A 13,142-nucleotide genomic window follows, 5' to 3' on the forward strand; every position below is an offset into this window, starting at 1 on the left:
CCGTCGGCCGCGCGGTGGCCGTCGGCCAGAACCGGTGGGCACCGCCCAGCGCGGTGGCCCCCGCCCAGAGCCGATGGGTGCTGCCCAGCTCCGGTGGCCCCTGCCCAGAACCGGTGGCCGTCGGCCCGAACCAGTGGCCATCAGTCAGCGCGGTGGCCCCTGCTCAACGCCGCTCGCCGCTGACCAGAACCAGTGGGCACCGCCCAGAACCGGTGACCGTCGGCCGCGCGGTGGCCGTCGGCCAGAACCGGTGGGCACCGCCCAGCGCGGTGGCCCCCGCCCAGAGCCGATGGGTGCTGCCCAGCTCCGGTGGGCCCTGCCCAGAACCGGTGGCCGTCGGCCCGACCAATGGCCATCAGTCAGCGCGGTGGCCCCTGCTCAACGCCGCTCGCCGCTGACCAGAACCAGTGGGCACCGCCCAGAACCGGTGGCCGTCGGCCGCGCGGTGGCCGTCGGCCAGAACCGGTGGGCACCGCTCAGCGCGGTGGCCCTCGCCCAGAGCCGGTGGGTGCTGCTCAGCTCCGGTGGGCACTGCTCAACGCGGTGGCCCCTGCTCAGAACCGGTGGGTGCTGGGCAGGGTCGGTGGTGCTGGGCAGGGTCGGTGGGTGGGGCTCAGCTGTTGAGGGCTCCGGTGGCCAGGAGGCCGAACAGGGCCAGGCCGATGACGATGCGGTAGACGACGAACGCGTTGAAGGAGTGCTTGGCGACGAACTTCAGCAGCCAGGCGATGGAGGCGTAGGCGACGACGAAGGACACGGCCGTGCCGACGGCCAGGGGCGCCGCGCCCGCGCCGGTGCCCAGGGCGTCCTTCAGCTCGTAGATTCCGGCGCCGGTCAGGGCGGGGATGCCGAGGAAGAACGACAGCCGGGTGGCGGCGACCCGGTCCAGGTCGAGGATGAGCGCGGTGGACATCGTGGCGCCGGAGCGGGAGAAGCCGGGGAAGAGCAGCGCGAGGATCTGCGAGCTGCCGACCAGCATCGCGTCCTTGAACGAGGTGTCGTCCTCACCCCGCTTGTGGCGGCCCATCTGGTCGGCCGCCCACATCACGCCGCTGCCGACGATCAGCGAGCCCGCGACCACCCACAGCGAGGCCAGCGGCCCCTCGATGAGCGGTTTGGCGGCGAGGCCCACGACGACGATCGGGATGGTCGCGTAGATCACCCACCAGGCGAACTTGTAGTCGTGGTGCTGGCGCTCCTCGCGGTGGCGCAGTCCCCGGAACCAGGCCGACACGATCCGCACGATGTCCTTGCGGAAGTACACGAGCACGGCGGCGATCGCCCCGACCTGGATCACGGCCGAGAACCCGACGACGGCGTCGTCGTCGACCGGGATGTGCATCAGGCCTTCGGTGATCTTCAGATGTCCGGTCGAGGAGACGGGGAGGAACTCGGTCACTCCCTCGACGGCTCCGAGGACGACGGCTTGGCCGACGGAGATGGCGCTCATGGAATCCAGTTCTGAGGAGACGAATCGGTCGACAGCGTTGTAGACGCTCCGGTGTCGTACACAGTCCTACCAGGCCCGCAGCCGACGCAGCCGCTCACGGCCACACCGACTGGCCGATCGCCACCCCGGCGAACGCGGACCCGAGGCCGACGACGACGCTCGCGACGGCGTTGGCGGCGGCATACAGGCCCGCGCCGGTCTCGGTGAGCCGGAGCGTCTCGTACGAGAACGTCGAGTACGTCGTCAGGGCCCCGCACAGCCCTGTCCCCAGGAACAACCGCAGGTCGGGGCCGACACCGGCGGCGCCGGTCAGCGTGCCGAGGACCAGGCAGCCGGTCATGTTGACGACGAAAGTGCCCCAGGGGAAGACGGAGTCGTGCCGGGACTGCACCGCGCGGTCGGTCAGGTAGCGCAGCGGGGCGCCGATCATGCCGCCGGCGACGACGACCAGCCAGTTCACAACGACTTCTTACCCTTCGTGTCCGAATCGCCCCGGTTGTCGCTCCGGTTCCCGCCCCGGCCGACGTACCTGATCACCTCGCACGGATCGAGGGTGACCATGCCCTCCGTGACCAGTTCGTCGAGCTCGGGCAGGAAGGCCCGCACCCGTTCCTCGGTGTCCACGACGACGACCGCCACCGGCAGGTCCTCGCTGAGCGAGAGCAGCCGGGCGGTGTGGATGAGGGACGACGCGCCGAAGCCCTCGATGCCCCGGAAGACGCTGGCGCCGGCGAGACCGGCCGCGTGGGCGCGGTGCACGATCTCCGTGTAGAGGGGCTTGCGGTGCCAGGTGTCGTTCTCGCCGACGAAGACGGTCAGCCTCAGGGCGCTGCCGGTGAGTCTCGTCATGGTCGCCTCCACTGCAGAGTGCGGCGGGTCGCCGTGGCCGCGAGCCACACCGCCGTGAGCGCCGCGCACAGGGTCCCCGCGAGGTAGGCCAGGGCGGTGCCGGGACGGCCGCCGTCGAACAGCTTCTGAAGGTCGACGGCGTACGTCGAGAAGGTGGTGAAGCCGCCGAGCACGCCGGTGCCGAAGAAGGGGCGCACCAGCCGGTGGGCGGTCATGGCCTCGGTGACGAGAACCAGGAAGACGCCGATCACCGCGCAGCCGATCACGTTCACCCAGAAGACGGTCCAGGGGAAGCCGCCGGTCGGGGTGGGCCACCACAGGGAGGCCGCGTAGCGGGCGGCGGCGCCGATGCCGCCGCCGGCCGCCACGACGGCGACCACCGGGAACTGACCCGTCCCGGCGGTGCGCCGCGGTGCGCTGGTGCGCAGGCTCTCGGCCTGCGGGGCTGTCATGTCGTACGTCTCCTGCCCGGTCCGGGAACAGCCCCCTCGTCGGGGTGATCACGGCCGGGCACCAGCGTAGCGCCGCCTCATTTGGGCACGGGCGCCTCACAGACCGCGATGCCCCGCTCCCAGAGGCTGCCCAGGACGAGTCGGCCACCGGTCTCGCAGACGCTCGTGACCATGCGGAACCCGGAGCGGCGGCGGGTGAGGTGGTGCAGGATGCGGCCGTCGTCGTCGATCGCCAGCACACCGGCCCGCCCCGAGGGACGGTACGGCGCTTTCAGGGCCAACCGGGCGGCGCGCCTGCGGACTGCGGGGCCGGTCCGGTGCAGAAGGTCGAGCGGGGGGACGCGCGGCCCGGCCAGCGCCACCCAGACGGGGCCGTCGGGCGCGCCGCGCCACAGGTTGTCCGGGAACCCCGGCAGATGCTCGACGAGGGGTTCGGCCTGTCCGGCCCGGGGGCCGGTGAGCCAGTAGCGGGTGAGGCGCCGGGCGCCGGTCTCGGCGACGATCAGGAAGGAGTCGTCGGCGCTGCGGGCGAGGCCGTTGGCGAACTGCAGCCCCTCCAGGGCGACTTCGGCCTCGCGGGCGCCGGGGGCGAGGCGTAACAGACGTCCGGTGCCGGTGTGTTCGACGAGGTCTCCCATCCAGTCCGCCAAGGGGTGGACCTGGCTGGAGACGGTGAAGTAGACGGTTCCGTCGGGCAGGGCGACGACATTGCTGCAGAAACGCAGCCGCTCCCCCGCCGCCGACTCGGTCAGGACCCGCACGTTGCCGGAGCCGCCCTCGGGGTCGACGCGCAGCAGGGCGCCGTCGGCGCAGCAGACCAACAGGTCGCCGTCCGGGAGGAGTTCGAGGCCGAGCGGACGGCCGCCGATCTCGCCGATGTGCTCGACGCGGGCCGTGGGCGGATCCTCGAGACCCTCGACGCGCAGAATCCTCCCGTCCGACACCCCGGTCAGGATCCGCCCTCTGGGGTCGGCGACGACGTCTTCGGGGCCGTGACCGGGGAGAGTGATGTACCTGAGGGGGACGAGAGGCGCCCGACGGTCCATATGGGTCCGCCCTTCCTTGAGGAGGCGGCCATCCTCGCAGGCGGGAGGGTGGGCGGCGGGTCGTAGCCGTGGTCTTTTGCCGGGCTTTTCCGGAAGGTGATCTCTCTGTCCTCTGTCGCCTCTTCCCGACGTTCTCCACCACTGTCCGTCGAACGGGCGTGCCACTTCGGCACGGTGTCGCGAAACGGGCGGGGGCCCGGCCGCGGGGTGCGGCCGGGCCCCTGCTCGACGGGGTCGGGGATCAGCGGTGGCTGAACCAGGACATGGAGGACAGGGCCTTGTCGTCGTAGCCGAACAGGGCCTGGTTCTCCCAGCCGTTGCCGGAGGCGGCGTCGGTCGGGTCCCAGCCGTTGCCGGTGACGGCCGTCCAGGTCGCCTCCCAATAAAAGACGCCCAGGCCGCGGCCGTTCGGGACGGCCTCCACGATGTTCGCGACGGCGTTCATCCAGGCCAGCTGGCCGGCCGCGGTCGCCGGGTAGCCGGAGACCAGTTCGGAGGACAGGTCGATCTGGTTGGTGAGCGAGTCGTCGCTGTCGAGACGGAACGGGTAGGCCGTCTCGGCGACGAACACCGGCTTGGAGTATCGGGAGGCCGCGTCGTCCAGGGTGGTCTGGAAGTCGGCGAGGGTGCCGTGCCAGTAGCCGTAGTACGACAGGCCGATCGCGTCGAACTTCACTCCGTTGGAGACGGCGTTGTCGAACCACCAGCGGGTGCCGCTCAGGTCGCCGCCCTTGGCGAGGTGCAGGGCGACGGTGGTGGAGGAGCTGACCGCCTTGACGGCGTCGTAGCCGGAGTTGAGCAGCCCGGCCAGCTGGCTCCAGTTGTCGGTGGAACCCTCGGACCACAGCATGCCGCCGTTGATCTCGTTGCCGACCTGGACCATGTCGGCGGTGGTGCCCTGGGCCTTCAACGCGTTCAACACGTCGTAGGTGTGGTTGTACACGTCGGTCTTGAGCCGGCTGTACGAGTGGCCCGCCCAGGCGGCCGGCTTGGACTGGGCGCCCGGGTCGGCCCAGGTGTCCGAGTAGTGGAAGTCGACCAGGAGCTTCTGGCCCGCGGCCTTGATGCGCTTGGCCATGGCGAGGACGCGCGTCTTGTTGTTGTAGCCGTCGGCCGGGTTGACCCAGACCTTCAGGCGCGCGTAGTTCATGCCTGCGTTCTTCAGGATGGTGACCGCGTCGCCGGTGGCGCCTGAAGCGGTCCTGTAGACACCGCCCTTGGCCTCGCTCTTGGCGAGGGAGGAGATGTCGGCGCCCTTGATCGACAGTCCGGTCGTGCCGGATGTGAAGGCCAGGTCGTCCACGTTGATCCAGTTGCCCGCGTTCGCGTCACTGTTGATGCTGATGGTGCACTGGTTGTTGGTGACGCTGACCGGCGTGACGATGTGCACCCAGCCGCTGGACGAGACCGGCAGGTCGGTGCGCTGGTCCGGGCCGCCGCAGTTCTTGAGGGCGATGTAGGCCGCGTTCTGGCCGCCGCTGGAGCGGACCCAGGCGGTCAGCTTGTAGGAGCCGTTGGTCAGGCCCGAGAGGTACTGGTACGTCTCCACCTTGTAGGCGGTGGACGCCCAGTGGGACAGGCGGTAGCTGCCGCCGTGGCCTCCGGCCTCGGTGAACGAGGCGGAGTTCTGGCCGGCCGCCGAGTACGTGGACCAGCCGGCCGGTGTCGCGGTGCCGGTGCCGTCGGACTCGAAGCCGCCGTTGGTGAGGGTGCTCGCCGCCTGGGCGGTCTGCGCGGGCAGGGCGGTGAGGGCGAGTCCCGCGGCGAGCGGCAGCAGCAGTGCCCTGAGGGTGCGTCTGGGATGGAACATCGTCGTCCGTCGTCCCTTCGACGTGATGGGGGTGGTGGGGTTCCCTCGTGCGGGAGGGACCCCCTCCGCCCGCGGCTCGCGGCTCCACGGGCGGAGGGGGAGTCGGCTCAGCCGTCGAGTCGCACGACCCGGACGGCTCCCGCCGGAACCGCGAGGCGGCCGGCGGCGCGTTCGCCCGTCAGCAGTTCGGTGCCGGAGGTCTCCAGCGGCACCTTGGCGTCGGTGGCGGTGTGGTTGATCGCGAAGAGGTAGCTGCCCGTCTCGCCGGAGCGGCGCACGACCTCGACGTCGTGGGGCAGGTCGGCGCGCGGGGCGATCGACGCGTCCTCGGCGGCCCAGCCGAGCACGGCGTCCAGGCCCTCGTGGCCGAGGCGGGTGGAGACGTACCAGGCGGTGCCCTCGCCGAGGCGGTGCCGGGTGACGGCCGGGTGCCCGGCGGTGAGTCCGTCGTCGTAGGTCCAGACGGTCTCGGCGCCCTTCGGGGCGACGAACTCCGTCCACACGTCGCCGCCGAGCTCGGAGCCGTCGGGGCCGGTGAGGCGCACGCTCTCGCCCTGGAGCAGCGGGGAGAACTCCTCGACGGTGAGGCCGAGGACGTCCCGGAGCGCGCCGGGGTAGGCGCCTTCGTGGACGGCGTCGTGCTCGTCGACGATGCCGGAGAAGTACGACACGACGAGGGTGCCGCCGTTCTCGACGTACTCCTTGAGGTTGTTCCCGGCCGCCTCGGTCATCAGGTACAGGGCGGGGACCACGACCAGCGGGTACTGCGCGAGGTCGGCCTCGGGGTGGGCGAAGTCGACGGTGAGGTGGCGGTCGTAGAGGACCTCGTAGAAGGCGTCCGCGCGCTCGCGCGGGTCGGCGTCCTCGCTGGGGCGCCAGGCGAGGTTCTGCGCCCACCAGGAGTGCCAGTCCCAGAGCATCGCCACGTCGGCTTCGGTGCGGCTGCCGCCGATCATGCTGAGGGAGTCGAGGGAGGCGCCGAGCTCGACGACCTCGCGCCACACGCGGGTGTCGGTGCCGCCGTGCGGGACCATCGCCGAGTGGAACTTCTCGGCGCCGCGCCGGGACTGCCGCCACTGGAAGAACATGGCTCCCTCGGAGCCGCGGGCCACATGGGCGAGGGAGTTGCGGGCCATTTGGCCGGGGGCCTTGGCGGGGTTGCGCGGCTGCCAGTTGATGCCCGAGGTGGAGTGCTCCAGCAGGATCCAGGGCGCGCCGGCGCCGACGGAGCGGGTGAGGTCGGCGGCCATCGCGAGGTTGACGTGGGTGCGTCGGCCGTCGGTGATCAGGTAGTGGTCGTTGGTGACGAGGTCGACCTCGCGGCCCCAGGCCCAGTAGTCGACGGAGTCGCACTGGCTGAGGGCGGTCATGAAGTTCGTCGTCACCGGGACGCCGGGCGCGAGACGGTGCAGGATGTCCCGCTCCGCGCAGAAGTTCTCGCGCATGGTGGCGTCGGCGAACCGCTTGTAGTCCAGAGCCTGGCCCGGGTTGCCGACGGTCGGGGTGGCGCGTGGCGGGTTGATGTCCTCGAAGTCCGCGTAGCGCTGGCCCCAGAAGGCGGTGCCCCAGGCCTCGTTGACCGCCTCCACCGTGCCGTACGTCGTCCCCAGCCAGCGGCGGAAGTGGGCGGCGCAGGAGTCGCAGTAGCAGGCCGAGACGGGGACGCCGTACTCGTTGTGCACGTGCCACATGGCCAGCGCCGGGTGGTCGCCGTAGCGCTCGGCGAGCCGGGTGGCGATGTTCGCCGACGCGGCGCGGTAGTCCGTGTTGCTGTGGCAGATGGCCCCGCGCGAGCCGAACTCGTAGCGCACGCCCTCGGGCGTCACCGGCAGCGCCTCGGGGTGGTTGCGGAAGAACCAGACCGGCGGGACGACGGTGGGGGTGCCCAGGTCGACGCGGATGCCGTTCTCGTGCAGCAGGTCGATGATCCGGTCCAGCCAGCCGAAGTCGTACACCCCGGGCGAGGGCTCCAGCAGGGCCCAGGAGAAGATCCCGACGCTCACCATGGTGACGCCGGCCTCCCGCATCAGCCGGACGTCGTCCTGCCAGACGGTTTCCGGCCACTGTTCGGGGTTGTAGTCCCCACCGAAGGCGAGCCCGGTGAGGCCCCTGGGGGTGGTCTCCGGCATGGATTTTCTCCCGTTTGATCGAACATATGGGAACGTGCACACATCAGGTTGGCGGTGCGGGCCCAACATAACCGCACAGCAACAACCATTGACAAGTGTCCGGGATGTTTCTCTACTGTGAACGCTCACAGACACCAGGACCCAGGTCAGGGGAGAGATCCATGCCCAACACGAAGCGTCGGCGGCTCATTGTCAGAGGTGCAGCTTCCGCCATCGCCGTCACGCTCGGCGCCACCGCGCTCGCCGCGTGCGGCTCGTCCGACGACGACAGCAAGGCCGAGTCCGGTCCGGTCTCGCTGACGTACTGGACCTGGACGCCCGGCATGGACAAGGTCGTGGACCTGTGGAACAAGGGCCAGGGCAAGAAGGACCAGATCACCGTCACGGTGAAGAAGCAGGCGTCCGGCGACACGCTGGTCACCAAGATCCTCACCGCGCACAAGGCGGGCAAGGCGCCGGACCTGGTCCAGGCCGAGTACCAGGCACTGCCGACGCTGGTCAGCAATGACGCGCTGGCCGACATAGCCAAGAACGTGGGCGACGCCAAAGCCAAGTTCGCCGACGGTGTCTGGCAGCAGACGACGCTGGGCACGGACGCCGTCTACGCGGTGCCGCAGGACATCGGCCCGATGATGTTCTACTACCGCGCCGACCTCTTCACGAAGTACGGCCTGACGGTGCCGCAGACCTGGGAGCAGTTCGCCGAGACGGCCCGCGCGCTGAAGAAGAAGGCGCCGGACCTCGACCTCACCACGTTCTCCGCCAACGACTCCGGTCTCTTCGCGGGCCTCGCCCAGCAGGCCGGCGCCAAGTGGTGGACCACCTCCGGCGACAAGTGGAAGGTCGGCATCAACGACACGGCCACCAAGAAGGTCGCCGACTTCTGGGGCGGTCTCGTCAAGGAGGGCGCCATCGACAACCAGCCGATGTACACCCCGGCCTGGAACAAGGCGCTCAACACCGGTAAGCAGATCGCCTGGGTCTCCGCCGTGTGGGCGCCGGGCACCCTGACCACGGCCGCGCCCGACACCAAGGGCAAGTGGGCGATGGCCCCGCTCCCCCAGTGGTCGAACGGCGAGAGCGTCACCGGCAGCTGGGGCGGCTCCTCCACGGCCGTGACCACGGACTCGAAGCACAAGGAGGCCGCCGCGAAGTTCGCCGCCTGGCTGAACACCGACGGCGACGCCCTGAACGCGCTGGCCAAGGAGAGCGGCATCTACCCGGCCTCCACCTCGGCACAGCTCAGCGGCGCCTTCACCACCCCGCCGGCCTACTTCTCCAACCAGGCGGACTTCTACACCGCCGCCGCCAAGATCGCGAAGACGACGGCGCCGTCGGCCTGGGGCCCGAACGTGAACGTCGCCTACACGACCTTCAAGGACGCGTTCGGCGCCGCCGCGAAGAACAAGTCGGACTTCTCCGCCGCTCTGGACAAGATGCAGTCGGACACCGTCGCCGACATGAAGAAGCAGGGCTTCGAGGTCTCCGAGTGACCACCGCACGCCGGAAGTCGTACGGGGTCAAGGGGGCCCCGTATGCCTTCCTCCTCCCCGCGACGATCCTCTTCGCCCTGTTCTTCGCGCTGCCCATCGGGTACGCGGTGTGGCTCAGCTTCCACAAGGTGCACGTCTCCGGCCTCGGCCTGGGGTCGGGCGCGCGGAAGGAGGTCTGGGCCGGCGTCGAGAACTACACCGACGCCCTCACCGACAGCGAGCTGGTCGACGGCGCGCTGCGCGTCCTCGGGTACGGCTGCATCGTCGTCCCGGTGATGCTGGGCCTGGCGCTGCTGTTCGCGCTGATGCTCGACTCCGACAAGGTGCGCCTCGCGCCCTTCACCCGGCTCGCGATCTTCCTGCCGTACGCCGTCCCCGGCGTGGTGGCGGCGCTGCTGTGGGGCTTCCTGTACCTGCCGGACGTCAGCCCCTTCTACTACGTGCTGCAGAAGCTGGGCATGCCGCAGCCGGACCTGCTGGACGGCGGTCCGCTGTACCTCGCCCTGTCGAACATCGCGGTCTGGGGCGGCACCGGCTTCAACATGATCGTCATCTACACCTCGCTGCAGGCCATCCCGGCCGAGGTGTACGAGGCGGCGAAGCTGGACGGCGCCACCCCGCTGCAGATCGCGCTGAGGATCAAGATCCCGATGGTGGCGCCCTCGCTGGTGCTGACCTTCTTCTTCTCGATCATCGCGACGCTCCAGGTGTTCAACGAGCCGACCACCCTGAAGCCGCTCACCAACTCCGTGTCCACGACCTGGAGTCCGCTGATGAAGGTGTACCGGGACGCGTTCGGCACCGGTGACATCTACCAGGCGGCCGCCGAGGCCGTGATCATCGCGATCGCCACGCTGGTGCTGTCGTTCGGCTTTCTGCGGGCCGCCAACCGTCGTAACAAGCAGGAGGCAGCACGATGAGTTCTCTTGCCGTACAGAAGGTTCCTTCGGCGGCCGGTACGACGGGCACGGCGCAGAGCCGTCCGCCGCTGCGCAGCCGGATCGCGCTGGTGCCGACGATCACGCTGCTGGTGGGCGCGATCTACTGCCTGCTGCCGGTGGCGTGGGTGGTGATCGCGTCCACCAAGTCGGGCAGCGAGCTGTTCTCCACCTTCACGTTCTGGCCGGGCACCGGCTTCGCCGACAACCTCAGGGACCTCAACGCCTACCGTGACGGCATTTACTGGCAGTGGATGGGCAACTCCGCCCTGTTCGCGATCCTCGGCGCGCTGCTGTCGACGTGTGTGTCGGCGTTCAGCGGCTACGCGCTGGCGACGTACCGCTTCCGGGGCCGCGAGACGATGTTCAACGTGCTGCTCGCGGGCGTGCTGATGCCGCCGATCATCCTCGCCATCCCGCAGTACCTGCTGATGGCGAACGCGGACCTCACGGACTCCTACTGGTCCGTGCTGCTGCCGCAGATCCTCTCGCCGTACGGCGTCTACCTCGCGCGCATCTACGCGGCCGCGGCCGTGCCGAGCGACGTGGTGGAGGCCGGCCGGATGGACGGGGCGAGCGAGTGGCGGATCTTCACCCGGATCGCGCTGCCGATGATGGTGCCCGGCATGGTGACGGTGTTCCTGTTCCAGTTCGTGGCGATCTGGAACAACTTCCTGCTGCCGTACATCATGCTCAGCGACGACGAGAAGTTCCCGATCACGCTCGGCCTGTTCACGCTCCTCGAACAGGGCGCCAACACCCCGGCGCTCTACACGCTGGTGATCACCGGCGCGTTCCTGGCCGTGTTCCCGCTGGTGGCGCTGTTCCTGGTCATTCAGCGCTTCTGGAGCCTGGATCTGCTGTCCGGAGCCGTAAAGTCATGACCATGAACAATGGTGCGGGGGGCCGGCGCAAACCGCCGACCATCCACGACGTGGCGCGCGAGGCAGGGGTCTCACGAGGCACCGTCTCGCGCGTCCTCAACGGCGGGCACTACGTCAGCCCGTCGGCGGCGGAGGCGGTCAACGCCGCGATCCGCAGGACGGGTTACGTCGTGAACCGGCACGCCCGCTCACTGATCACCGGCCGTTCCGACTCCGTGGGCTTCCTGCTGACGGAGCCCCAGGAGCGGTTCTTCGAGGACCCCAACTTCAATGTGCTGCTCAGCGGCTGCACCCAGGCGCTGGCAGCGCACGACATCCCGCTGCTGCTGATGCTCGCGGGCACCAAGGACGAACGGCGGCGCATCACCCGGTACATCACCGCGGGCCATGTCGACGGGGTGCTGCTGGTCTCCAGCCACTCCGGCGACCCGGTCGCGGAGGAGCTGCGGGAGGCGGGGGTGCCCCTCGTGCAGTGCGGCAAGCCGATGGGGCTGCGCTCCAAGGTGAGCTATGTGGCGGCCGACGACCGGGACGGCGCCCGCGACATGGTGCGCCATCTGGTGTCGCTGGGCCGGCGCCGGATCGGCATGGTGAGCGGTCCGCTGGACACCCCGGGCGGGGTGGACCGGCTCGCCGGCTACAAGGAGGTGCTCATGGAGGCGGGCGTCGAGGTCGACGAGCGGCTCGTGGTCTCCGGGGACTACAGCCGGGCCAGCGGCAAGGCGGCGGCCGAACGACTGCTGGCGCAGGCCCCGGACATGGATGCCGTGTTCGTCGCCTCCGACCTGATGGCGCGGGGTGCGCTGAAAGCGCTGCGCCAGGCGGGCCGCCGGGTTCCCGAGGACGTGTCCGTGGGCGGCTTCGACGACTCCGTCGCGGCTACGGAGGCCGTCCCCGCTCTCACCACCATCCGCCAGCCCTACGACCGCATCAGCGCCGAGATGGTGCGGGTGCTGCTCGCCCAGATCGGCGGCGAGGACCCGGCGGCGGTGATCCTGCCGACGGAGCTGGTGAAGCGGGACTCGACGTGAGCTGACCGCGTCGGCGGGACCGGTCAGGATCGGAGAAGCCGTCCCGCGCTCCCCCGGCTTAGCGTGAGAACACGGACGCGGACACCGCGTACCGCATCTCATTCAGGAGGACGCCATGACTGCCGGCCTGCAGACGATCATCTACCCCGTCAAGGACCTCGACCGGGCGAAGGCCCTGTTCAGCGCGCTGCTGGAGGTCGAGCCCTACGCCGACACGCCCTACTACGTCGGCTTCAAGGCCGCCGGGCAGGACGTCGGCCTCGACCCGAACGGACACGCCAAGGGAATGACCGGACCGGTCCCGTACTGGCACGTCACGGACCTGCGCGACCGGCTCGCCGCGCTGGTGGCGGCGGGTGCGGAGCTGCTGCAGGACGCCCAGGACGTGGGCAACGGCCGGCTCATCGCCTTCGTGAAGGACACGGACGGCAACCTCGTGGGGCTGCTCCAGGACCCGTCGTAGGGCTCGGCGCAGCCCGGCGTGGGACCCCCCTCGCCGCCCCCCCGGGGGAAAACTGCTTGCACCCGCACTAGTTGCACTGTAAACGAATGCGCGAAACGGTGTTACCGTGCGGGTATGGCAGCGAAGACGGCCGGGGCGGGCCTCGAAGAACGATGGCGGGACATCCTGTCGGTGCACGCGCGCACCATGTGCGAGATCGACCGCGCGTTGCATCCGCACGGCCTCGGTGCGAGCGACTTCGAAGTGCTCGACATCCTCGCCTCCGAGGCGCCCCGCGAGGGCGACCAGTGTCGGGTGCAGAACCTCGTCGGCCGGGTGCATCTCAGCCAGAGCGCACTGTCCCGCCTCATCGGCCGGCTGGAGAAGGAAGGCCTGGTGGAGCGTTCCGTCTGTGTGGAGGACCGGCGCGGCGTGTATGTCGCCCTCACCCGCAAGGGCCGCAACCTGCACACCGAGGTGCTGCCGCTGCAACGGCAAGCACTCGACCGGATGCTGGGCGCCGCCCCGGAACAGGGCTAGGGCCCGAGGTGCAGCCCGGTGCTGCCCCCGCGCCCGTCCGTCAGACGCACTGCCGGTGATTGTCGCTAGTGCTGTGAC

The 13,142-nt window shown here is 70.0% G+C and carries 13 protein-coding genes; 6 read left to right on the forward strand and 7 right to left on the reverse strand.

Annotation, left to right across the window (positions count from 1 at the left end):
- Window positions 1–613: 613 nt before the first annotated feature.
- From ACZ5SK_RS42120 to ACZ5SK_RS42150, 7 genes are all read right to left on the reverse strand, one after another.
- Complete coding sequence (locus ACZ5SK_RS42120; protein ID WP_334582497.1) at window positions 614–1,450, reverse strand: undecaprenyl-diphosphate phosphatase; 837 nt, start codon at window positions 1,448–1,450, stop codon at window positions 614–616.
- Window positions 1,451–1,544: 94 nt separating this feature from the next.
- Window positions 1,545–1,910, reverse strand: coding sequence for a fluoride efflux transporter CrcB (gene crcB, locus ACZ5SK_RS42125; RefSeq protein ID WP_334582498.1), 366 nt, complete (start codon window positions 1,908–1,910; stop codon window positions 1,545–1,547).
- Entirely contained in the window at window positions 1,907–2,299 is a 393-nt protein-coding gene (locus ACZ5SK_RS42130; RefSeq protein ID WP_334582499.1) for a DUF190 domain-containing protein, read from the reverse strand. The genes crcB (ACZ5SK_RS42125) and ACZ5SK_RS42130 overlap by 4 nt, the downstream gene beginning before the upstream one ends.
- The gene (gene crcB / locus ACZ5SK_RS42135; protein ID WP_334582500.1) at window positions 2,296–2,751 is read right to left on the reverse strand and encodes a fluoride efflux transporter CrcB; all 456 of its coding nucleotides are present in this window, start codon (window positions 2,749–2,751) and stop codon (window positions 2,296–2,298) included. Before crcB (ACZ5SK_RS42135) ends, ACZ5SK_RS42130 begins: the two co-directional genes overlap by 4 nt.
- Window positions 2,752–2,828: 77 nt before the next feature.
- The gene (locus ACZ5SK_RS42140) at window positions 2,829–3,797 is read right to left on the reverse strand and encodes an SMP-30/gluconolactonase/LRE family protein (protein WP_334582501.1); all 969 of its coding nucleotides are present in this window, start codon (window positions 3,795–3,797) and stop codon (window positions 2,829–2,831) included.
- Window positions 3,798–4,038: 241 nt separating this feature from the next.
- Window positions 4,039–5,607: a glycoside hydrolase family 53 protein gene (locus ACZ5SK_RS42145; protein WP_468577598.1), complete on the reverse strand. Its 1,569-nt coding sequence runs from the start codon at window positions 5,605–5,607 to the stop codon at window positions 4,039–4,041.
- A gap of 107 nt (window positions 5,608–5,714) precedes the next feature.
- Window positions 5,715–7,736: a beta-galactosidase gene (locus tag ACZ5SK_RS42150; protein WP_361709145.1), complete on the reverse strand. Its 2,022-nt coding sequence runs from the start codon at window positions 7,734–7,736 to the stop codon at window positions 5,715–5,717.
- A gap of 161 nt (window positions 7,737–7,897) precedes the next feature.
- On the opposite strand from ACZ5SK_RS42150, the gene ACZ5SK_RS42155 reads away from it, so the two are divergent.
- The 6 genes from ACZ5SK_RS42155 (at window position 7,898) to ACZ5SK_RS42180 (ending at window position 13,064) form a co-directional block, all read left to right on the forward strand.
- The gene (locus tag ACZ5SK_RS42155) at window positions 7,898–9,229 is read left to right on the forward strand and encodes an ABC transporter substrate-binding protein (protein ID WP_468158840.1); all 1,332 of its coding nucleotides are present in this window, start codon (window positions 7,898–7,900) and stop codon (window positions 9,227–9,229) included.
- Window positions 9,226–10,149 (forward strand): carbohydrate ABC transporter permease, encoded by a 924-nt coding sequence (locus tag ACZ5SK_RS42160; protein WP_334582505.1) that lies wholly within the window; start codon window positions 9,226–9,228, stop codon window positions 10,147–10,149. The genes ACZ5SK_RS42155 and ACZ5SK_RS42160 overlap by 4 nt, the downstream gene beginning before the upstream one ends.
- The gene (locus ACZ5SK_RS42165) at window positions 10,146–11,051 is read left to right on the forward strand and encodes a carbohydrate ABC transporter permease (RefSeq protein ID WP_334582506.1); all 906 of its coding nucleotides are present in this window, start codon (window positions 10,146–10,148) and stop codon (window positions 11,049–11,051) included. Before ACZ5SK_RS42160 ends, ACZ5SK_RS42165 begins: the two co-directional genes overlap by 4 nt.
- A complete protein-coding gene (locus ACZ5SK_RS42170) occupies window positions 11,048–12,082 on the forward strand; it encodes a LacI family DNA-binding transcriptional regulator (protein WP_334582507.1) in 1,035 nt (344 codons plus the stop codon). The genes ACZ5SK_RS42165 and ACZ5SK_RS42170 overlap by 4 nt, the downstream gene beginning before the upstream one ends.
- A 115-nt stretch (window positions 12,083–12,197) precedes the next feature.
- On the forward strand, window positions 12,198–12,545 hold the full coding sequence (locus ACZ5SK_RS42175; protein WP_334582508.1) for a VOC family protein: 348 nt from the start codon (window positions 12,198–12,200) through the stop codon (window positions 12,543–12,545).
- 114 nt (window positions 12,546–12,659) lie between these two features.
- Window positions 12,660–13,064: a MarR family winged helix-turn-helix transcriptional regulator gene (locus ACZ5SK_RS42180; protein ID WP_334582509.1), complete on the forward strand. Its 405-nt coding sequence runs from the start codon at window positions 12,660–12,662 to the stop codon at window positions 13,062–13,064.
- Window positions 13,065–13,142 lie beyond the last annotated feature (78 nt).

The organism is Streptomyces sp. NPDC031474 (assembly GCF_055581185.1).